The sequence below is a fragment of the Streptomyces ambofaciens ATCC 23877 genome (genome assembly GCF_001267885.1).
GTDB classification, from domain to species: Bacteria; Actinomycetota; Actinomycetes; order Streptomycetales; family Streptomycetaceae; genus Streptomyces; species Streptomyces ambofaciens.
In genome coordinates this window covers 4,164,036-4,184,218 of the sequence record NZ_CP012382.1, presented here as the reverse complement: position 1 = coordinate 4,184,218, position 20,183 = coordinate 4,164,036, and the positions used below count along the sequence as shown (strand labels likewise).

Below are 20,183 nucleotides of genomic sequence, written 5' to 3'. Positions count from 1 at the left end.
TGGTAAAAGCGCCAGCTACTTGGCAGCAACAGGCCATGAGGCTGTCGCCTTTCACGTCGCGGTGTTTGACTCGAATCGGCCCGCCGGTGCGGGCCCGGAAACAGACGGAGACCGTGATGCCGAACATCATGCTCGGCCCGATGCGGGTCGACGGTGCATACGAAGGCGAACAACTGACCCGACGCATGGGTATAGAAATCGTCACCTGCGAACCGGGACTCGTGGTGGGCACCATGCCCATCTCGGGCAATCGCCAGCCGGTGGGGATTCTGCACGGCGGCGCCAATGCCGTCCTCGCGGAGACCCTGGGTTCCCTCGCCGCGTTCCTGCACGCGGGGCCCGGCGGCAACGCCGTGGGGGTCGACCTGTCATGCACCCACCACCGCTGGGTCTCCTCGGGGACCGTCACCGGGGTGTGCCGGCCCCTGGGCGAGCGGCAGGCCATGGCCTCGTACGAGATCGTCATCACCGATGACTCCGGCAACCGGACCTGCACGGCGCGGCTCACCTGCGCCGTCCGGCGCGGCGACCGGCGCGGACCGGGCGGGCGCACGGCGCCCCGCCGAAGGCCCGCGCAGGACCAACCCCGACGAACGGAGCACCGATGACCCCGACTTCAGCACCGACCGTGGTGGCGTCCGTCGACGACCACCTCGGCCCGGCCGAGCAGCGCTTCTTCGGCCGCGGCTTCCGCCGGGTCGCCTACGACATCGGCGAACTGCGCCTCACCCGTGGAGCGGACGGGACCGTGCGGGCCGCGTCCTCGGTGGGCGTCAGGTACCCCGCCGACTGGTCGAAGAAGGCGGCCGGCACCGATCTGCTCCCCCACTTCAGCACCGTCGACGGCCTCGTCGTCGCCGCCCAGCTCGCCGAGGCGTGCCTCACCGGCCTCGTCCCGGACCTGCGCGACGGCTGGCTGCGCAAGGTACGGATCACAGCCGGCACCAGCCCGCAGGAGGACCTCGCACGGCTGCCGGCCGAGGCGACGCTGCGCCGCACCGACCCGCTCGCCGGGGAACCCGGGCGCGCGGTCTCCCTGGTCGACTGCGCGGTCGGCACCATGCGGACGCGGTGCGAGGTCGTCCACGCCCTGCCCACGGGGACGGTCCCGGCCTCCGGCCCGTACGCCGGCCTGGACGCCCTCCTCGGCCCGGCGGCGGACCGCTACTTCGGTACCGGGTTCACCACCCGGCGTCAGCTCGTCCGCGACGTCGCGGTGGACCACCGGGCGCTGAGCGCCGAGGCCGCGCTGACCGTCGTCCACGAGGACGGCGCGGTGGTGCCCACCGCGGGTCTGGAGGGTGCGCACCAACCCTGCGTGTCGATGGTCGACGCCTTCGTCACGGCCCTCCAGCTCGCCCAGATCATGCTCTACGACCTCGACGACATGCGCCGCCAGGACAGCAACACCCTGTGGATGCGGCAGACCACGCTGACCGCCGCCCGCCCGGACCGCCCCACGACGGCGGTGCCGGTGACGACCGCACTGGACGAGCCCGGGCTGCTGCGCATGGGCAAAGGCACCTGGCGCACGCTGGACGTGGTGGCCGAACTCGCCGGTCTCCGGGTGCGCTCCGCGGTCGCCCACCGGCTCCCGGACGGGAAGGTGCCGGCATGACCCGGGCCGCCGTACTCGCCGGCGTGGGCGGCTACGTGCCCCCGCGCGTGGTGACCAACGAGGAGCTGTCCCGGCGCCTGGACACGTCCGACGCCTGGATCCGCACCCGGACCGGCATCGCCGCGCGCCATGTCGTCGACCCGGGCACCAGCACCGGCGACCTGGCCGTCGAGGCCGGCGGGCGGGCCCTGAAGAACGCCGGTGCCGACGGCGCCGACCTGGTGATCGTCGCCACCACCACGCCGGACCGCCCGTGCCCGGCGACGGCGCCGGCCGTGGCCGCCCGCCTGGGCCTGACCGGCGTACCGGCGTACGACGTCGCGGCCGTGTGCTCCGGCTTCGTCTACGCGCTCCAGGCCGGCGCCGCCGCCGTCACCGCGGGCTTCGCCGAGCGGGTGCTGGTCGTCGGCGCCGAGTCCTTCAGCACCATCCTGGACCCGGCGGACCGCACCACGTCCGTGATCTTCGGCGACGGGGCGGGCGCGGTACTGCTGCGGTCCGGTGAGCGCACCGAGCCGGGTGCGGTCCTGGACGTCCACCTCGGCAGCGACGGCTCGATGGCGGACCTGATCACGGTGCGCGGCGGCGGAGCCGAGGAGCGGTCCCGGGGCGGGGTCCCCCGCCCGGAGGACCGGTACTTCCGGATGGACGGCAAGTCCGTGTTCTTCGCCGCGGTGCGCCGGATGGCGGAGTCCTCGCGCACGGCCCTGGCCCGCACCGGCTGGGAGGTCGCGGACGTCGACCGGCTCGTGGGCCACCAGGCCAACACCCGCATCATCCACGCCGTGGCCGAACAGCTCGGGCTGCCGCCGGAGCGCGCCGTGCTCAACATCGAGCGCGTCGGCAACACCTCCGCCGCCTCCATCCCGCTCGCCCTCGCCGACGGCCTGGCCGACGGCACCCTCACGGCCGGCGACCGGGTGCTGCTGACCGCGTTCGGCGGCGGCGCCACCTGGGGCTCGGCCACCCTCGTCTGGCCCGATCTGCCGATCGGCTGAACCCGACAGGCCCCACCGTCGCGGCCTGCTCGTTCCCTGTACACCCCTCACGTCCCGAGGTGCCCCATGACCGGTTCCGTGTCCACGATGATCATCGAGATCCTCACCGGAAAGTTCGAGATACCGCAGGAGGAGGTCGCCCGGAGCACCGTCTTCGAGGACCTCGCGGTGGACTCCCTGGCCCTGCTGGAGATGTCGCTGCTGCTGGAGAAGCGGCTCGGCGTCTCCATCGCCGAAGGAGTGCTGACCTCCCAGCAGAGCATCGACGAAGCCGCCCGCGCCGTCGAGGCCCTCGGTGCCCCGGCAGCCGTCGGCAGCGCCGTCTGAGCCGTGCGCGTCGTCCTGCTCCGGCACGCGGAGACCGACCGCAACGCCGCCGACCGTTTCCAGGGCCAGGCCGACATCCCGCTCAACGACGAGGGGGTGCGGCAGGCCCAGCGGGCCGCGCGCTCGCTGCCGCCCGGCGACTGGGCGGCGGTCTACTCCTCGCCGATGGCCCGGGCAGCCCAGACCGCCGCGTACGCCGCGGGCCGGCTCGACGTACCCCACCACCGGGTCGACGGCCTGCGCGAGCGCCATCTCGGCGGTCTCGACGGGCTGTCCCGCGCCGAGTTCGCCCGGAGCCGGCCCGCCACGCTGCGACGGCTGCTGGACGACCCCGGCTACGCACCGCCGGGCGGCGAGAGCGGCCATGCCGCGCGGACCCGGTTCTGCGCGGCACTGCACGAGGTGCTCGCCGCGGAGCGGACCGCGGGGCAGGTCCTCGTGGTGGCGCACGGCGGGGTGCTGAACCTGCTGGCCAGGTCCCTGCTCGCCGCCGGTGACGAGCCGCCCCGGCTCATGGTCGGCACGTGCCGCGCGCTCTGCCTGGACGCCGAGTGGACCGCGCGGGGCCGAGCCCGGGTCGCCCTGCGCCGGTGGAACGCCGACCCGCGGGAGTGCGCCGCTACGGGCCGCCCCTCCCCACCTGTGACCTTCGTCGACCTCGTCGACCACGCCAAGGAAGTGACCCACACATGAGCATCGAGATCACCGTCGTCTTCGACGTCGTGCCGGACCGCATGGACTCGGTCACGGCCGCGTTCCAGGAGCTGTGCGACGCGACCCGCGAGGAGGAGGGCGCGCTGCGCTTCGACGCCTTCCGGTCCGAGGAGCACCGGGACGTCGTCGTGCTGGTGGAGGACTGGGCCGACCAGGAGGCCATCGACCTGCACATGAAGGAGCCGTACGTAGCCGACTTCCTGGCCCGCACCGAGGGCTCGTTCGTCCGCCCGCCGTACGTCCACCGCCTGCGCGCGCTCGGTGCCTGAGCCGTGGTGAGCGACATGCAGCGACCACGCGTCCTCGTCGTCGGGGCCGGTCCCGTGGGGATGGTGCTCGCCGCCGAACTCCTCGCGCACGGTGTCCGGGCCGACGTCGTCTCCAAGCTCCGCAGGCAGAGCCCGCACTCCCGGGCCACCATCCTGTGGCCGCGCGTCCTGGAACTGCTGGACCGGGTGGGCGTGGGCCGAAAACTGGTCGAAGGCGGTCACTACTTCGACCAGATGAACTACTACTCGAACAAGAAGATGGTCGGCTTGGTCCGCTTCGACCGGTTGCGCGGCGTCGGCTACCCCTTCGCCATCACCATCCCGCAGTGGCGCACCGAGGCGATCCTCGAAGAGCACCTCGCCGGACTCGGCGGCGCCGTCGACTACGACCACACCTTCCTCGAGGGCACCCGCCACCCGCACGGCGTGGACTGCCGGCTCCGTCTGCCCGACGGCACCGAACAGTCCCGTACCTACGACTACGTGGTCGGGGCCGACGGGTACAACAGTGCCGTCCGCGAGGCGTTCGGCTTCCGGTTCGCCGGCCGCACCCTCAGGACCCGGCTGGCGATCACCGACGCCGAGATCCTTGGCGAGACGACCAGCAGCGAAGCCGCCTACTACTTCACCCGCACCGGCAACATGGTGCTGGCGCCGCTCGGTGACGGGGTCTTCCGGGTCGGCGCGAGCGTGCCCGACGGCTACCACGGCGACACCCCCGACCGCGCCTTCTTCGAGACACTGCTCGCCGAACGCGTCCCCGGGGCTCGGCGCCTCGGTGAGATGCGGTTCAGCGGCGTCTTCACCGCGCACGTCCGCTCGGCGAGCACGTACGGCAGCGACCGTGTCTTCCTGGTCGGCGACGCGGCCCACGCCATGAGCCCGTCCGGAGCGCAGGGCCTGAACACCGGCATCCAGGACGCGGTCAACCTGGGCTGGAAGCTGGCCGGTGTGGTGCGCGGCGACTACCACCCCGAGCTGCTGGACAGCTACGACACCGAGCGCAGGCCGGCCGTCGACCGGGTGGCCGCGCTGTCCACCCGCCTCGCCCGGATCGGCCTGTACTCCTCCCGGCGCCGGACCCTGGCCCGCGACGCCGTCTACCGGCTGGGCAGCGCGACCCGCGCCCTGGAGAAGGCGCTCGCGCCCCGGCTCGCCCAGATCGACACCCACTACGGCGCCCGGCCGAGGCGGAGCACCCTGGTGCCGGGCGAGCGGCTGCCGCTGGGCTGGCGCGGGTCCAGCACCCAGCCCGTGCTCGCCGTGGACCGGTTCACGGTCCTGCTGTGGCCGGGGCTCCGGTACCGCCACGAACACTGGACACGCGTCGTCGACGCGGTGCGCGCCGAGACGTCCGGCGCCGCGCTCGCCGACCTCGGCGGCCGGCCGCCCGGCCCGCTGCTCGGCAGACTCCCGCGCGCGGCGCACGCGTTGCTCGTCCGTCCGGACGGCCACCTGGACACCCTGGTCCCGCTGGACGCGCACGCGCCCGAGACCTGCGTGCGCACCGTCGCCCGGGCGCTCGCCCACCGTGTGCGCGACACGGCACCGGCGGCCCTCACCGCCGTACCCGCGTAACCACTCACCCCCTGCCCTTACCGAACTCCGAGGAGCTCTCCATGACCCCCCGCGTCACCCTCACCGAAGTCGCCGACATGACGCCCGAACAGCGGTCCGTGTACGAGAAGTTCGAGTCCAACCTGACCCGCGCGCTGCTGCTGACCAAGAACTCGGCCGCCGCCCACCTCGCGCTCGGCGGCACCTTCACGGTCGGCCTGCTGAGCCTGCTGGACCGCGAGGTGATCGTGCTGCGCGTGGCCAAGCTGCGCGACAGCGAGTTCGAGCGCCTGCTGCACTACCCGCTGGCGAGGAAGGCCGGCCTGGACGACACCGAGATCAAGGCGATCGAGGACGCCCTGTACGACGAACTGCCGGCCGAGCGCGCCGCGCTGGTCCGCTACGTCACCGACTGCATGGTCGACCACAAGGCGAGCGAGGAGGCGTACTGGGGGCTGCGCACGTACTACTCCGAGAACGAGATCGCCGAGGTCACCCACCTCGCGGGCCACAGCGCCATGACCGCCATGTACCTCGCCAGCCTCGACATCCCCCTGGACGAGGGCATCGCCTCCTGGGGCCGGCTGACCGAGGTCCAGGACGAGGTCGAGGGCTGAGGTAACCGACGTGCAGTACGTACGACTGGGCTCGTCCGGCCTGAAGGTGTCCCGCCTCGCGCTGGGCTGCATGAGCTACGGCGAGCCCGGCCTCGGCACCCACCCCTGGTCGCTGCCCGAGGAGGAGAGCCTGCCCTTCCTCGCACAGGCCCTCGACCTCGGCATCACCTTCTTCGACACCGCGAACATCTACTCCCTCGGCACCAGCGAGGAGTTCCTCGGCCGCGGCCTGCGGAAGCTGACGCGCCGTGAGGACGTCGTGATCGCGACGAAGGTGTACGAGAAGCTCGACGCCAACCCGCTCTCCGGCGGCCTGTCCCGCTCGGCCGTCATGCGGGAACTCGACGCGAGCCTGCGCCGGTTGGACACCGACTACATCGACCTCTACATCGTCCACCGCTGGGACCCTCACACACCGATCGAGGAGACGATGGAGGCGCTGCACGACGTCGTGCGCGCCGGAAAGGTCCGCTACCTCGGCGCGTCGTCGATGCACACCTGGCAGTTCGTGAAGGCGCAGTACGTCGCGGACCTGCACGGGTGGACCCGGTTCGTGAGCATGCAGAACCACTACAACCTCATCAACCGCGAGGAAGAGCGGGAGATGCTGCCGTACTGCCTGGCCGAGGGCGTCGGCGTCACCCCATGGAGCCCGCTGGCCCGCGGCCGGCTCGCCCGGGACTGGGAGACGGAGTCGGCGCGCACGGCCGGCGATCCGGTCCAGGACCGGTTCTACGCCCCCACCGAGGAGGCCGACCGCGCGGTCACCCGGGTGGTCGCGCAGATCGCCGCCGAGCGGGGCGTGCCCATGGCACAGGTGGCCCTGGCGTGGCTGCTGCGGCAGCCGGCGGTCACCGCACCCGTCGTCGGAGCGACGAAACCGCATCACCTCCAGGACGCGGTGGCCGCCCTGGAACTGGAACTCGACGACACCGAGGCGGCCCGGCTCGCGGCGCCCTATGTGCCGCACGCCGTCGTGGAATACGTCTGACAGGCAGGTGGAGGAACCGTGGGAATAGCCGACTACGCCCTGGCGATGCCCAGTGGCAAGCGCAGCGTCGACGAGGTCGCCCGGGAGTCCGGCTACGGCCTGGACAAGCTCGGGCAGGTCCTGCCGTCGGGGAAGTTCTCGGTGCTGGCCGAGGGCGAGACGGCCTGGGGCCTGGGCCGGGACGCCGCGGCCCGGCTGCTGGCCCGCAGCCCCGTGCCGCTGGAGGAGATCGGCCTCGTCCTCTACGCGGGCTCCAGCGAATGGGGCACGCCGTTCTGGTCGCCCGCGGCCAAGATCGCGGGCGAGCTGGGGATCACCCAGGCGCACTGCTACGAGGTCTCCAACTTCTGCAACGCCGGCATGGTGGCCGTGAAGCTGGCCGACGACCAGGTGCGGGCGGGCACGCACCCGTACGCGCTGGTGATCATCGCGGACCGGCTCAGCGAACTCGTCGAGTACGGCACCGGATACCTCGAACTGTTCAACTTCGCGGACGGCGCGGCCGCGGTGCTGCTCACCGCCGACGCGGCGGCCACCCGGTACGAGGTGCTGGGCGGGGCCCACCACACCGACCCGCAGTGGGTGGACTCCTACTACGGCGAGATCAAGGACGGCCGGATCAAGGTCGAGCGGGGCGGGAAGCAGGACGGCCTCGGTGACGCCTTCCTGGACAACTTCACCACCCTGACGCACAGGGTCCTCGCCGGCATCGGCGCCGGCGTGGCCGAGGTGGCCCACTTCCTCGTCACGCACGGCAACCAGGACACCCACCGCTCGTACCTGGCCGCGCTCGGGGTGGACGCCTCCCGCAGCGTGTTCCAGTACGAGCGCGACGGCCACCTCGGCGGTGTCGACCCGCTCCAGGCCCTGGAGGAGCTGGAGCGGGAGGACCGGATCGGTCCCGGCGACCTGGTGATCGTGGCGACGGCCGGGTCGGGTTTCACCTGGGGGGTCACGGCGCTGCGGCGGACGTGACGGCGCCGAACCACCGCACCCCGGTCCCTGCGGGCCGGGGTGCGGTCGTACCGTCGTCCGCGCGGGTCAGCGGTGGTGCACCGAGTCCAGGTCCACCGTCAGCAGCCGAAGTGCCGCTTCGTGCGGGGAGTCCGGATCGGCGTGGTAGAACTTCAGGATGTTGCCGTCCTGAAGGTCCGCGGACTGGTACATCAACTCCAGCTCGCCCACGACCGGATGGTCGAAGAGCTTGGTGCCCTCGATGCAGTTGGACACCCGCTGGCGGCACCACAGCTCCGCGAACTCCTCGCTCTGGATCGTGAGTTCACCGATCAGCTCGGCCAGCTGCGGATCGTGCCGGTGGTCGGCGGAGATGAATCGCAGGTACGTCACGTTCGACTCCGACTCCGCGGCCCAGTCGGCGTACAGCGAGCGGACCTCGTCGTCGAGGAAGTTCATCTTGATGATGTTCGGCCGTTGTTCGGCGCGCTCGGGGGCCTCGAAGTCGATGTGCGGCGCGAACAGCCGGTGGTAGAGGGAGTTCCAGCTGAGGATGTCGCAGCGGTAGTTCAGCACGGCCGCCGCCACGTTCCCGAGGGACTCCACCAGCATCCTCGTGTACGGGCTCACCTGGTCGCCGCACGGCGCCGGCGCGTGCGGGTTCTGCACCGGCGTGCCGATCTTGAGCAGGTAGTCCTGCTCGTCGGGGCTCAGTTGCAGGGCGCGGGCGATGGAGAGCAGCACCTGCGGCGAGGCGTGCGCGGTCTGCGACTGCTCCAGCCGCGTGTAGTAGGTCTGGCTCACTCCCGCGAGCGCGGCCACCTCCTCGCGCCGCAGCCCCGGGACCCGCCGGGAGCCGCTGGAGCGCAGTCCCATCTGCTCGGGCCGCACGCGCTCGCGCATCTGGCGCAGGTAGCTGCCGAGGTCCGTGTTCACGATGTGCTCCACCCTTTCGATTATGAGGTGCCGTACGGGATCGGCAATGCCGCCCCGAGGAGCGGTGATGGATGCCACGACGGCCGGGGAGGCGGTACGGGGGATCCGCCTTCCCGGCCGCGTGGGGCCGCTGCCCGGGTCTCAGCCCGGCAGGGCCGTCTTGCGGCGCAGCACCGCCCACAGCAGCAGGCCGACCACGACCTGGCAGCCGCCGGCGACGCCGATCGCCGTGTGGATACCGCTCAGTTCCTCGGCCGCCGTCACCGTGCCGTGCCCGATGACGGCCGCGAACACCGCGCTGATCAGCGGGATGCCGATGGCGATGCCGACCTGCTGGCTCTGGGTGGCCATGCCGGTCGCCATGCCCTGCATGTCGGAGTCGACGGAGGAGGTGGCGATGACCATGAAGGACAGGGCTGCCGTCATGGAGAAGAACGCGTTGACGAACTGGGTGGCGATCAGCGGGATCAGCCAGCGGGTGTCCGAGGTCGCCCACAGCGCGGGCAGCATGAACGCGCCCTGGAGGAACAGGGAGACACCGAGCAGCGTGCGCGGAGGGACGCGCTGGAGGATGCGCGGCCCGACCGTACCGGCGATGATCTGGCCGACGCCGATGCCGAGCAGCACCAGACCGGCGGCGAGGGAGGACAGGCCGAGGACGTCCTGGACGTACAGGCCGGTGAAGAAGATCAGCGCGGTCTCGCCGCCGAAGATGAACAGGGCGGCCAGGTTGCCGAAGGCGATGTCGGGCTTCTTCAGGACCCGCACCGGCACCAGGGCGTCGACGGTACGGCTCTGCACGGCCCAGAAGACGCCGAGCAGTACGGCGGCGGCGACCAGGGAGGCGCCGGCGACGAGGTCGAACCCGTCCTCGCCGACCCGGGTGACGCCGTAGATCGCGGAGAACAGGCCGAGGGTGATGAGCACGGCACCGGGCAGGTCGATCCGGCTGCGCTTCTCGGCGCGGCTCTCGTCGACGACCAACGGCACGATCAGGATGGCCGCGACGGCCACGGGGATGTTGATGAAGAACGCCCAGCGCCAGGAGAAGACGTCGGTGAGGAATCCGCCGAGGATGGCGCCGACGCTGAAGCCGGAGCTCATCATCACGCTGTTCAGGCCGAGGGCGCGGGTGCGCAGGGAGGGCTCGGTGAAGGCGGTGGTGAGCAGCGCGAGCGCGGCGGGCGTGACGGCCGCCGTGGCCAGGCCCTGGAGGGTGCGGGCGGTCAGCAGCATCGCGGGCGACTCCGCGATGCCGCCGACGAGGGACGAGACGGCGAGGACGGCCATGCCGGCGGTGAAGATGCGCCGGCGCCCCACGTAGTCGCCGACGCGTCCGAAGACCAGGGTGCATCCGGCGGCGCACAGGGCGAACGTGGTGGAGATCCACTGCAGGCTGCCGGTGGAGAACCCGAGGGCGGTGCCGACCTCGGGCAGCGCGACGTTCAGCACGGAGAAGTCGGCGGCCATCATGAACTGCGAAGCCAGGAGCACCACCAGGGCGGCGACCTGGCGTCCGGTCATCCGGACGGGGATCGGGTGCGCGGCTGCGGCGCTCGTACTGGTATCCGCTGTGGTCATGCCCCCATGCTCGGCGGCTGGAACGGGGCCAGCCAGCCACTGCCTGAGGGCAGTCCCGCGGAGACTGTCACTGGCAGTGTCACCTTCGGCGCCGGCCTCGTGCACGGGCGACCAAGGTCTCCGGGCCGCCCCGGCGCGTGGGAGTCAGTACGCTGAGTGAAGCGGGATCGGGCCCGCCGCACAGTGTCCGGGAGGCGTGTCATGACTGCCGAGATGGTGGCTCCGGCGTGGATGCACGAGCAGATCACGGCCGAGGAGTACGAGTCGTGGTCCGAGGAGCAGTGCGCCGGCATCGAGATCGTGGACGGAATGGTCGTCGTGAGCCCCAGCGCCTCCAAGCGGCACAACCGGCTGGCCCGGCTCCTGGCGAACGCCCTGGACGCCGCAGCCGGTCCCGACTGGAACGCCGACACGGATTTCGACGTCCGGCTTCAGGACGTCCCGCTGACCAATCGCCGCCCCGACGTCATCGTCTACCGTGCGGACACGATCGACATCACGCCCACCCGTCCGGAGCACGTACTGCTCGTGGCCGAGGTGGTGTCGCCGGGCTCGGAGACCACCGACCGGATCGTGAAGGTGGACCAGTACGCCAGGGCCGGGATCGGCTTCTACTGGCGGATCGAGCAGGCCGCGACGGGCACCCCGCTGGTGTATACGTACCTGCTCGATCCCGCCACGAGGACGTACCGCGAAGGGGACGTGTTCGCCGGCACCCTGAAGATCACCGCCCCCTTCGCGGCGGAGATCGACCTCGGCCGGATCTGAACCGTCGCAGGGCAGCCAGAGCGTGCCCCCGGCAGGCGTCCCGGCCTCGCCGGGTCAGCCGGAGCCACACTCGCTGCCGGGTGTCGCGGACGGCCTTGCGGTGCTCGACGTAGCCGGCGTCCGTCAGCACGGTGACGTGTTTGCTCACCACGGAGGCGGAGAGGTCGAGTTGCTTCTGTACCAGGCCGAACTCCGCCTCGCCCACGGCGTCTCTCCGGAGTCGTAGCGCCCCCTCGTGACTTCAGGCCGGCGGCCCGAGGGGGCTCGGCTCCGTCGCGGTCGTCGCCCGCCGGGTTGTCCGTGAACTCACCCGGGATTGTCCGTGATCGGTAACGGACGCATCCCGGGGCCGCCGTCCCTCGTCCTGCCAGGTGGATCGGACGACGGACTGGGCGAAGGCGGGGCGGACATGGCACGGCACGGCGGCGGGCGGGGCTGGTACGGCAAGGTGGTCGGGGCGGCGCTCGGGGTGACGGTGCTCGCCGTCGGTGCCTCGGTGTGGACGGCGCAGGCCGACTCCGTCGGCGGGGCGCCCCCGAAGGCGACCGCGTCCGCCGCACCGGGCGGTGAGGTCGAGCCGGTCGACGTGACCATCGCGCACGCCTCGGACGCGGGGGCGCGCGGCGTCAACATCACCATCGACGACGGTCCCGACCCGGCGTGGACGCCCCAGGTGCTCGACCTGCTGCGCGAGTACGGGGTCAAAGCCACGTTCTGCGTGACGGGGACGCAGGCGCAGGCCCACCCGGAGCTCGTGAAGGAGGTGGTCGCGGCCGGACACCGGCTGTGCGACCACACCGTGTCGCACGACACCGCCATGGACCAGAAGTCCGAGGCGTACCAGTCGCGGGAGATCCTCGACGCCGAACGCATGATCATCGAGGCGTCCGGGGGTGTGCGCCCGATGTACTACCGGGCTCCCGGCGGGGCGTTCACCCCCTACAGCCGCGAGCTGGCCGCCTCCCACGGCATGCGTCCGCTGGGCTGGAACGTGGACACCAAGGACTTCGAGCGGCCCGGTGCGGACGCCATCGTCGCCACCGTCGAACGGGAGCTCTCCAACGGGCCGACGCTCCTCTTCCACGACGCGGGAGGCGACCGCTCCCAGACGGTCGAGGCCCTGCGCCGCGTCCTGCCCTGGCTCCGGCAGCAGGGCTACTCCTTCGGCTTCCCGGTGCGCTGACCCCCGGTCCGCGACCTGCCCCGCCCCGCCCCGCCCCGCCGCAGGTCCACGAGCCGCCCGGGCGGCTCGCCGCCGGCCGCTCTCGTCCGTCCGGTACTAGGTGCTCGCCGGCTGCTCCCCGTCGTTCGCGAGAGCGACCCGCTCGGCGACGGGGACCACGGCCTCCGGGTGGTCGGCCCGTACCGGTTCGAGGAGCGGCCTCGACCGCTGCGCCGGCACCACGGCGTTCGGCCGCCACGCCCTGGTGGTCCGTACGTAGCCGTACACCACCGTGGCCATCAGCAGCAGGAGAAGCGGCCCGAACAGCCAGGGGTGTGCGGCCATCTCCGTCGACAGGTAGCGGGACGACAGCAGGAGCACGGCGAAGACCGATGCCCCGTAGGCCACCAGCCGCACTCCCGAGCGGTCCCAGCCCCGGTCGAACGTGCGCAGCGCCGCCTCGACGGTGACCGCGAACACCACGCCGGCGACGAGATCGATGCCGTAGTGGTAGCCGAATCCCAGCGTCGCGGAGAGCGTGGCCACCAGCCAGAACGTTCCCGCGTAACGGAGGATCCGCGGGCCCCCGCGGGAGTGGATGAAGATCACGACGGCCCATGCCGTGTGCAGGCTCGGCATGCAGTTCCGGGGGGTGATCCCGTCGTACGTCATCGGCTGCGGGGGGCCCGACGGCAGCGGCAGGTCCGGCCACAGGAGAGCCACCGCCCACTGCTCGCCGCCGGTGCCGAACGCTCCGGTGCCGTAGGCGAAGACCGGTCCGACCACCGGGAAGATCATGTAGACGGCCGGTCCGAGGAGACCGATCACCAGGAAGGTGCGGACCAGGTGGTGCCCCGGGAAGCGGCGCTCGGCGGCCACCCGGCGCAGCTGGTACAGGGCGACGACGACCGCGGCCACCGCGAGCTGGGTGTAGACCCAGTCGAGGACGTGGGCGGCGGCGGGGCCGGCGGCCGTGACGATCCGGCCCGCCACCCAGGCCGGGTCCCCGAGCGCGTGGTCCGCGGTCGCGACGTACTGGTCGAGCACCGCCGGACGGGTCTTGGACGTGATCAGCAGCCAGGTGTCACCCGTCTTGCGGCCGGCCACCAGCAGCAGTCCCAGCCCGACGCCCTTGAGCAGCAGGAGGCGTTCCCGGCCGGTGCGCCGCGTGACGGCGACGACCGCGCAGCCCAGCATCACCCACAACGCGCCGTTGCCGAAGTGGGAGCCTTCGGTCACCTCGGCGTCGGCCACCCACCGCACCAGCGCGAAGACGACGTCGACACCGATGGCGAGACCGGCCGCGACGAACCGCTGCCGCCAGGTCAGCACCACCATCATCAACGCCATGCTGGCGTACAGCAGCGGCCCCGACTTGGGGGCGAACACGACCTCTTTCGCCTGGGTGGTGATCGGTCCCGGCAGGCCGTAGCGACGAGCGGCGATCTCCAGCACGACGAGGAAACCGAGGGTCGCCGCCCCCGCCACGGCCCAGAGTCCCGCCCGTGACCGACGCTCAGCAGAAGGCTCGGTTCCGCCGGTTATTCGCGAAAACACCCGTGATGGCATGCGTCTCATTCTTTATTCGTTTTGCTCTTTTTGAGATGGATGATTCCTATTGCGTCCCATTGCGCGTTCTCCGCCGAAGGGCCACTTCGGCGGAGAAGACGGAAGGATTACATTGCGGGTTCCGGCCGCGTAAGTCGAGGTGAATACGGATTCCCTGTCAGCCGGCCGCCGCCACCGGCGTCGCGGGTTCCCACACGAACCCGTCCGGGTCGCTGAACGGGCCGCCGGCGCCGGTCAGGACGAGCCGGTGGGAGCCGGTCCCCTCGGCCGGGACGCCGGCCACCTTGGCGAGACCGCGGCGCTTGTACAGGGACAGCTTGACGGAGTCCGGACCGGCGGCGAACTCGACGTACTTGCCGCCGAAGCTCTTCGCCACGGTGAAGCCCCGCTCGACGTAGAACCGCTTGACCGCCTTCACGTCCTCGACCCCCAGCAGGAGCACGAGGTCGTCGACGTCCCGGGTGACCGGGCCGGTGTCCTTCTTGGCCGACGTCGCGATCTGCCAGACCGTGCCGTCCGGGGCGCGCACGACGCCGCCGTACCCCCACAGCGACTTCGAGGCGGGCTTGAGGGTGGTGGCACCGGCGTCCAGGGCGGCGCCCATGAGGGCGTCGACGTTGCCGGGCTGGGACACCACGAGCGACAGCGTGAAGCCGCGGAAGCCGGTCGAGGGGGCCTCGGAGGCCCGCACGCGCACCCGCGAGGGGTCCAGTGCGAAGGCGGCGGAGTAGAAGCGGGCGGCGGCCTGGGGGTCGGCCACCTCCAGGACGACGGAGTCGATGGCGTTCATGTCCGCGACGTTAGGGGCGGTCGGGCCGCCGGCGCTTCTCGAGAACTGACCGTCCGCAACCGACCGTCCGTGCGCCCGTACGGCCGACGTGGCGTTCGTCTCCGTGAGCCGGTGCGCCGCGCAGGGCGCCCGCCCGGTGCCCGAAGGCCGCGCGGAAGGCCGTCGTAGGAGGTCATGGCGGTGTTCGGAGACGGGCCGGGCGACGATCCTGCGGCCGGTGCGGAGCAATATCTGCCGTCAACGCGTGAGAAACCGGAAGCACGCCCGGGGAATATTCCTCACCCGGCCCGATAGGTCAGACCGGGGCAAGAGTATTGCAAGCGACCGACCGATCACGGCGTGCTAGTGTCGTTGGAAGTTGCAGTTGTGGTTGCCTGAAGGTTTTCCGACGGGGTGATCACGGCGACCGGAGTTCACACAGGGTGAAGTCCGAGCACCGTACCGAAGGAGAAAAACATGGCTTCCGGCACCGTTAAGTGGTTCAACGCGGAAAAGGGCTTCGGCTTCATCGAGCAGGACGGCGGCGGCCCCGACGTCTTCGCCCACTACTCGAACATCAACGCCCAGGGCTTCCGTGAGCTGCTCGAGGGCCAGAAGGTGACGTTCGACATCGCGCAGGGCCAGAAGGGCCCGACGGCCGAGAACATCACTCCCGCCTGACGCACACCACGCGCACGCACACTTCGCAGCTGGGGCCCGCACCTTGGGGTGCGGGCCCCAGCTCGCCGCGTTTCCGGGTGCAGAGCGCCCCACGGGGTTCTCGTCTCCGCCCCGCGCATCGCCCCACGCATTCAGTTTTCCCGTTTCCATCGTTTCTCCCGGTCCGATCGGCTCCTTGCGCCGAGACCGACCGGGGCCGGCTCGTTCTTGCGATTCCCTGCGCTGCTCCTCCGCTGCGGGTCTCCCTTGATACGTGCCATATCAAGGAAGGTTCCCCATGAACCGCGTACGCACCAACGACCGCCGACGTTCGGGCGGCGGCGGCCCCCGCCGTTCCCAGACCTCCGGGCGCCGGCCGGCCGCCCCGCAGGGCGAGTTCGCCCTGCCGAAGACGATCACCCCGGCGCTGCCCGCGGTCGAGTCGTTCGCCGAGCTCGACATGCCGGCCCGCATGCTGGCCGCGCTCGGCGCCGAGGGCGTGACCGCGCCGTTCCCGATCCAGGCGGCGACCCTGCCGAACTCCCTGGCCGGCCGCGACGTGCTCGGCCGCGGACGCACGGGCTCGGGCAAGACGCTCGCCTTCGGCCTCGCCCTGCTGGCCCGTACGGCCGGCCGGCGCGCCGAGCCCAAGCGGCCTCTCGCCCTCGTCCTGGTCCCCACCCGTGAGCTCGCGCAGCAGGTCACCGACGCGCTCGCCCCGTACGCCCGCTCCGTGGGTCTGCGGTCGGCGACGGTCGTCGGCGGCATGTCGATCGGGAAGCAGGCCGGCGCGCTGCGGGCCGGCGCCGAGGTCGTCGTCGCCACGCCCGGGCGGCTCAAGGACCTCATCGACCGCGGCGACTGCCGCCTGGACCAGGTCGCCGTCACCGTCCTGGACGAGGCCGACCAGATGACCGACATGGGCTTCATGCCCCAGGTCACCGCCCTGCTCGACCAGGTCCGCCCCGAGGGCCAGCGCATGCTGTTCTCCGCCACCCTGGACCGCAACGTCGACCTGCTCGTGCGCCGCTACCTCAGCGACCCCGTCGTCCACTCCGTCGACCCGTCGGCCGGTGCCGTCACCACGATGGAGCACCACGTGCTGCACGTCCACGGCGCCGACAAGCACGCGGCCACCACCGAGATCGCCGCACGCGACGGCCGGGTGCTGATGTTCCTGGACACCAAGCACGCCGTCGACCGCCTCACCGAGCACCTCCTCAACAGCGGGGTACGGGCCGCCGCCCTGCACGGAGGCAAGTCCCAGCCGCAGCGCACCCGCACCCTCACCCAGTTCAAGGACGGACACGTGAGCGTGCTGGTGGCGACCAACGTCGCGGCCCGCGGCATCCACGTCGACAGCCTCGACCTCGTCGTCAACGTCGACCCGCCCAGCGACCACAAGGACTACCTCCACCGGGGCGGCCGCACCGCCCGCGCCGGCGAGTCCGGCAGCGTCGTCACCCTGGTCACCCCCAACCAGCGCCGCGGCATGACCCGCCTCATGGCCACCGCGGGCATCGTCCCGCAGACCACCCAGGTCCGCGCGGGCACCGAGGACCTCCACCGCATCACCGGCGCCCAGACGCCCTCCGGCATCCCCGTCGTCATCACCGCACCCGTGGCCGAGCGCCCCCGGCGCGCCGCGTCCGGCGGGGGCTCCTCGTCCCGTGGCCGGCGCGGCCGCTCCGCGCAGGGCCGCACCGGACAGGGCACCCCCACGCAGGGCCGCAGCGGCCAGGGCCGCGGCGCCCAGGGCCGGCCCGCCGGCGAGGCCGCGCGCCGCAGGCCGCGGCACCAGTCCGCCGGTGGCTCGGCCGCCTGAACCCCAGCGAACAGCAATCCACGTCCCCTCTCCCCTGTGGAGGCATCATGCGCTGTGTCATCGCCCGGTACCCGTTCGACCTCACCAAGGACGGGGTGCTGGACTCGATGAAGGGCGTCACGCCCGAACCCGTCACGGGTGAGTCCGTGACCATCGGCCGCCGTCGCTACCCCGTCAAGCAGGTGGGCGAGGTCATCACCCGGCAGGACCGCCGTGACTTCTCCGGCGGCGAGGTCACCCGGGCCATGGCGCGCCTCGGGTTCACCTGCCACGCGGCCCCCGACGCCACGCCGGCGCCCGCCGCCACGCCGGTCCAGACCGCGTCCGCGCTGCTCGGCGGCGCGACGTCCCCGGACGCCTGAGAGACGCGCGAGAAGAGGGCGGGACCGGAAGCACCAGCTTCCGGTCCCGCCCTCTTCGCGTCAGGACAGTCCCGTGGCCCGGCCCGCCTCGTCCCACCCGACCTCCAGCACGCGCCGGACGGCCTCGCGGTCGACGGGCCCGAAGACGTGCGGGAACAGGGTGCCCTCGGGCACTCCCGGCGGCGGGGCGGGCTCGGCCGCCTCCCACACGCACCTGGCGGTGAGCCGCTCCTCGTCGATGACCAGCACCAGCAGCGGCCGGGGCGCGCCGCGGTAGAAGGCGTCGACGACGGTGAGCGTGGTCTCCTCGTCGGGCGAGCAGTGGACGAACCCGTCCTCCGCCAGGGAGGCGGGCGCGTACGGCCGGCCGGGGTCGGCGTCCCAGTCGGCGAGCGGCACCACGTGATAGATCATCGTTCCGTTGTAGCAGCGGCCCCGCCGCCGTCCTCCGACGGCGTGGGCGAGGCGCTCGGCGTGGCCGACCGCTCGGACGGAGCGGTGCTCGGCGCGGCCGACGGCGGCGGGGCCGGAGCGGAGGAGACGGACGCCTCCGGCACGGGGCTCGGCGAGGAGTCCCGGGGCGGGGCCGGAGCCGGCGGGACCGACGGCGTGGGGGCCGCGGGAGCCGGGGCCAGCGGAGCCGTCGGACGGGTGGGCGGTGCGGGAGCGGCCGCCCGGTGCAGCGGCAGGGCGATCAGGGCGGCGGCAGCGGCGGTCGCGGCGGCCCCGGCCGCGGTCCGCAGCAGGCGCCGACGGGACGCCGCCCGGCGGACCGCCTCGTAGCGCCCGGGCGGCGGGCCCAGCCGGTCGGCGCCCGGACGCAGCACGACCAGCAGCGGATCGTCGTCGTCCCGTTCGAACTCCGGATCGTCCTCAAGGCGTGTGATCAAGGCTTCTCCTCAGGTGGACGCGGAGCAGTTCGCGGGCCGCGTGGAGGTCGGCCTTGACGGTTCCTTCCTTGCGCCCGGTCAGCACGGACACCTCCCGGATCGGCATGTCAGCGTAGTAGTGCAGGAGGATCGGTACGCGCAGCCGCTCGGGCAGGGACTGCACCAGCATCCGCACCGAGGGGTCCGACTGCTCGGGGTGCGGGCGCACGGCGACCTCCGCGGTGACCCGGCGCACCGCCCGGCGCTCGCGCTCCAGCTTGCGCCAGTGGTCGCGGACCAGGTTGGCGGCGGTGACGTAGAGGAAGCCGCGGGGTTCCTCCACGGACGTCCAGCGGGCCCAGAGCCGGGTGAACGCCTCGGAGGCGATCTCGTGGGCCGTCTCGTCGTCGTCGACGAGCCGGCGGCACCAGCCGGCGAGGCGTGGATACAGGGCGGCGAACAGCTCGGAGGCCGCCCTGTCTCGGGACCGTTTCAACGCTCTCCATGGTGGTGAGGGGCCGCGGTGCACTGCACACGGTCGGTCAGGAGCCCGTGGGACGGGCCGGGTCCAGCTCGGCGAAGGCGATCACGTTGTCCCGGTACTCCTCGCCGACGCGCGGGCCGCCGCAGGTGATGAGCCGCAACTCCGGTCCGTCCACGTCCCCGTAGACGTCCTCCGTCGGGAAGTCGGCCTTCGCCACGGTCCGTACGGCGGTGACCGTGAACCGTGCCGTCGTGCCGTTCTCCAGGCGCGCCTCGACCCGGTCGCCCCGGTGCAGCCGCGCGAGGTGCCGGAAGACGCCGTCCCCGTGGGCGCCGACCGTGACATGGCCGAGGACCACCGACGGTCCCCGCTGACCCGGGGTCGGCGAGTGCCGGTACCAGCCCGCGCGGTCGTCGTCCGTGACCGGCGGCACCTCCACCGTGCCGTCCGCCGCAAGGCCCAGCCGCATCACCGGTGTGTCGACGCCGATGGCGGGGATGCGCAGGCCGACGGGGACCGAGCGCTCCAGGGGCCGCACCGGCTCGCCGGAGGAGTGCGCGGGCGGCGCCGTGCTCGTGGTGCGCGCGGGCGCGGCCGCCTCGTCCCCCCGGCCGGCACCGCAGCCCGCGAGGGCCACGGCCAGCACCGCGGTGGCGAGGACGCGCCCGGAGAGGGGCGTCATGCCCGGGTCGCCGCCCGCCGACGGCGTACGACGAAGAGGACGGCGCCGCCCGCGGCGAGCACGGCACCGGCGCCCGCGCCGACCGCCCCTTCGCCGGCGCCGGAGGAGGCCGGTGCGGCGACCCCGGTGTCGGGCGCGCCCTCGGGCACGGCGGAGACCTGGCCGTCGGCCGGTGCCTGGGTCGGCTCGGCCGCCGGAGCCGGTGAGCTGACGGACGGCGACGGCGCCTCGCTCGGCTCGGTGCCGGGGCTCGGGGTGGCGGACGCGGGGGCGGCGGGTGCCGGGGTGGGGTCGTCGGCGAACGCGGGTGCGGTGCCGGCCAGTACGGCGGCGCACGCCAGGGTCACGGCGCTGAGGATGGTGCGGCGCATCGGGTCGCTCTCTCTCGTCGGGTTCCGTGTGCGCGGAGGCCGCGCGGGTGGTGGATCGGACGGAGAGACGAGGCGGCGGCGGGACGGGTTGCAAAGAGAA

25 protein-coding genes are annotated in these 20,183 nt (G+C 72.5%); 15 read left to right on the top strand and 10 right to left on the bottom strand.

Annotated features, from left to right (window positions below; genetic code table 11):
* The first annotated feature begins 116 nt into the window (after positions 1-116).
* The 10 genes from SAM23877_RS18665 (at position 117) to SAM23877_RS18620 (ending at position 8,066) form a co-directional block, all read left to right on the top strand.
* On the top strand, positions 117-608 hold the full coding sequence (locus tag SAM23877_RS18665; RefSeq protein WP_053134364.1) for a hotdog fold thioesterase: 492 nt from the start codon (positions 117-119) through the stop codon (positions 606-608).
* Positions 605-1,618, top strand: a complete 1,014-nt coding sequence (locus SAM23877_RS18660; RefSeq protein ID WP_063796783.1) for an AvrD family protein — start codon at positions 605-607, stop codon at positions 1,616-1,618. Before SAM23877_RS18665 ends, SAM23877_RS18660 begins: the two co-directional genes overlap by 4 nt.
* Positions 1,615-2,616, top strand: coding sequence for a beta-ketoacyl-ACP synthase III (locus tag SAM23877_RS18655; protein WP_053134359.1), 1,002 nt, complete (start codon positions 1,615-1,617; stop codon positions 2,614-2,616). The genes SAM23877_RS18660 and SAM23877_RS18655 overlap by 4 nt, the downstream gene beginning before the upstream one ends.
* 66 nt (positions 2,617-2,682) lie before the next feature.
* On the top strand, positions 2,683-2,943 hold the full coding sequence (locus SAM23877_RS18650; protein ID WP_053134356.1) for a phosphopantetheine-binding protein: 261 nt from the start codon (positions 2,683-2,685) through the stop codon (positions 2,941-2,943).
* Between the two features lie 3 nt (positions 2,944-2,946).
* Positions 2,947-3,636, top strand: a complete 690-nt coding sequence (locus SAM23877_RS18645; protein WP_053134353.1) for a histidine phosphatase family protein — start codon at positions 2,947-2,949, stop codon at positions 3,634-3,636.
* Entirely contained in the window at positions 3,633-3,926 is a 294-nt protein-coding gene (locus SAM23877_RS18640) for a putative quinol monooxygenase (RefSeq protein ID WP_053134350.1), read from the top strand. Before SAM23877_RS18645 ends, SAM23877_RS18640 begins: the two co-directional genes overlap by 4 nt.
* Before the next feature lie 15 nt (positions 3,927-3,941).
* On the top strand, positions 3,942-5,504 hold the full coding sequence (locus tag SAM23877_RS18635) for an FAD-dependent oxidoreductase (protein WP_063796819.1): 1,563 nt from the start codon (positions 3,942-3,944) through the stop codon (positions 5,502-5,504).
* Between the two features lie 41 nt (positions 5,505-5,545).
* A complete protein-coding gene (locus tag SAM23877_RS18630) occupies positions 5,546-6,100 on the top strand; it encodes a carboxymuconolactone decarboxylase family protein (RefSeq protein WP_053134345.1) in 555 nt (184 codons plus the stop codon).
* A gap of 10 nt (positions 6,101-6,110) precedes the next feature.
* Positions 6,111-7,091 (top strand): aldo/keto reductase, encoded by a 981-nt coding sequence (locus SAM23877_RS18625; RefSeq protein ID WP_053134343.1) that lies wholly within the window; start codon positions 6,111-6,113, stop codon positions 7,089-7,091.
* Between the two features lie 18 nt (positions 7,092-7,109).
* Positions 7,110-8,066: a 3-oxoacyl-ACP synthase III family protein gene (locus SAM23877_RS18620; protein ID WP_148663818.1), complete on the top strand. Its 957-nt coding sequence runs from the start codon at positions 7,110-7,112 to the stop codon at positions 8,064-8,066.
* Between the two features lie 66 nt (positions 8,067-8,132).
* Here the strand turns inward: SAM23877_RS18620 and SAM23877_RS18615 are convergent, their stop codons facing one another.
* Positions 8,133-8,993, bottom strand: a complete 861-nt coding sequence (locus SAM23877_RS18615; RefSeq protein WP_053134337.1) for a helix-turn-helix transcriptional regulator — start codon at positions 8,991-8,993, stop codon at positions 8,133-8,135.
* A 129-nt stretch (positions 8,994-9,122) separates the two neighbouring features.
* Positions 9,123-10,562, bottom strand: a complete 1,440-nt coding sequence (locus SAM23877_RS18610) for an MFS transporter (protein ID WP_063482580.1) — start codon at positions 10,560-10,562, stop codon at positions 9,123-9,125.
* 201 nt (positions 10,563-10,763) lie between these two features.
* On the opposite strand from SAM23877_RS18610, the gene SAM23877_RS18605 reads away from it, so the two are divergent.
* Positions 10,764-11,330: a Uma2 family endonuclease gene (locus tag SAM23877_RS18605; RefSeq protein WP_053134331.1), complete on the top strand. Its 567-nt coding sequence runs from the start codon at positions 10,764-10,766 to the stop codon at positions 11,328-11,330.
* On the opposite strand, the gene SAM23877_RS37545 is transcribed toward SAM23877_RS18605, so the two are convergent.
* Positions 11,287-11,535: a transcriptional regulator gene (locus SAM23877_RS37545; protein ID WP_079030293.1), complete on the bottom strand. Its 249-nt coding sequence runs from the start codon at positions 11,533-11,535 to the stop codon at positions 11,287-11,289. The two genes, SAM23877_RS18605 and SAM23877_RS37545, sit on opposite strands and share 44 nt — an antisense overlap.
* 204 nt (positions 11,536-11,739) lie before the next feature.
* Here SAM23877_RS37545 and SAM23877_RS18600 point away from each other — a divergent pair, with 204 nt between their 5' ends.
* Positions 11,740-12,513 carry a polysaccharide deacetylase family protein gene (locus SAM23877_RS18600; RefSeq protein WP_053134327.1) on the top strand — a complete coding sequence of 258 codons (774 nt, stop codon included), beginning with the start codon at positions 11,740-11,742 and terminating at the stop codon, positions 12,511-12,513.
* Positions 12,514-12,609: 96 nt separating this feature from the next.
* Here the strand turns inward: SAM23877_RS18600 and SAM23877_RS18595 are convergent, their stop codons facing one another.
* Positions 12,610-14,070 carry a phosphatase PAP2 family protein gene (locus tag SAM23877_RS18595; RefSeq protein ID WP_162492113.1) on the bottom strand — a complete coding sequence of 487 codons (1,461 nt, stop codon included), beginning with the start codon at positions 14,068-14,070 and terminating at the stop codon, positions 12,610-12,612.
* Positions 14,071-14,218: 148 nt separating this feature from the next.
* The gene (locus SAM23877_RS18590) at positions 14,219-14,851 is read right to left on the bottom strand and encodes a VOC family protein (RefSeq protein ID WP_053134323.1); all 633 of its coding nucleotides are present in this window, start codon (positions 14,849-14,851) and stop codon (positions 14,219-14,221) included.
* Between the two features lie 456 nt (positions 14,852-15,307).
* Between SAM23877_RS18590 and SAM23877_RS18585 the strand changes: the two genes are divergently transcribed.
* From SAM23877_RS18585 to SAM23877_RS18575, 3 genes are all read left to right on the top strand, one after another.
* The gene (locus tag SAM23877_RS18585) at positions 15,308-15,511 is read left to right on the top strand and encodes a cold-shock protein (RefSeq protein WP_003975209.1); all 204 of its coding nucleotides are present in this window, start codon (positions 15,308-15,310) and stop codon (positions 15,509-15,511) included.
* A 277-nt stretch (positions 15,512-15,788) separates the two neighbouring features.
* A complete protein-coding gene (locus SAM23877_RS18580; protein WP_079030291.1) occupies positions 15,789-17,315 on the top strand; it encodes a DEAD/DEAH box helicase in 1,527 nt (508 codons plus the stop codon).
* A 47-nt stretch (positions 17,316-17,362) separates the two neighbouring features.
* Complete coding sequence (locus tag SAM23877_RS18575) at positions 17,363-17,677, top strand: SCO5918 family protein (RefSeq protein ID WP_053134317.1); 315 nt, start codon at positions 17,363-17,365, stop codon at positions 17,675-17,677.
* A 60-nt stretch (positions 17,678-17,737) separates the two neighbouring features.
* On the opposite strand, the gene SAM23877_RS18570 is transcribed toward SAM23877_RS18575, so the two are convergent.
* The 5 genes from SAM23877_RS18570 to SAM23877_RS18550 are packed head-to-tail and all read right to left on the bottom strand — an operon-like array spanning position 17,738 to position 20,083.
* Entirely contained in the window at positions 17,738-18,091 is a 354-nt protein-coding gene (locus tag SAM23877_RS18570) for a DUF952 domain-containing protein (RefSeq protein ID WP_053134314.1), read from the bottom strand.
* The gene (locus tag SAM23877_RS37540) at positions 18,088-18,567 is read right to left on the bottom strand and encodes a hypothetical protein (protein ID WP_079030290.1); all 480 of its coding nucleotides are present in this window, start codon (positions 18,565-18,567) and stop codon (positions 18,088-18,090) included. Before SAM23877_RS37540 ends, SAM23877_RS18570 begins: the two co-directional genes overlap by 4 nt.
* Positions 18,551-19,042: an RNA polymerase sigma factor gene (locus tag SAM23877_RS18560; RefSeq protein ID WP_053134308.1), complete on the bottom strand. Its 492-nt coding sequence runs from the start codon at positions 19,040-19,042 to the stop codon at positions 18,551-18,553. Before SAM23877_RS18560 ends, SAM23877_RS37540 begins: the two co-directional genes overlap by 17 nt.
* 46 nt (positions 19,043-19,088) lie before the next feature.
* The gene (locus tag SAM23877_RS18555) at positions 19,089-19,712 is read right to left on the bottom strand and encodes a class F sortase (RefSeq protein ID WP_053134305.1); all 624 of its coding nucleotides are present in this window, start codon (positions 19,710-19,712) and stop codon (positions 19,089-19,091) included.
* Entirely contained in the window at positions 19,709-20,083 is a 375-nt protein-coding gene (locus tag SAM23877_RS18550; protein ID WP_053134302.1) for a hypothetical protein, read from the bottom strand. The genes SAM23877_RS18555 and SAM23877_RS18550 overlap by 4 nt, the downstream gene beginning before the upstream one ends.
* Between the last annotated feature and the right edge of the window lie 100 nt (positions 20,084-20,183).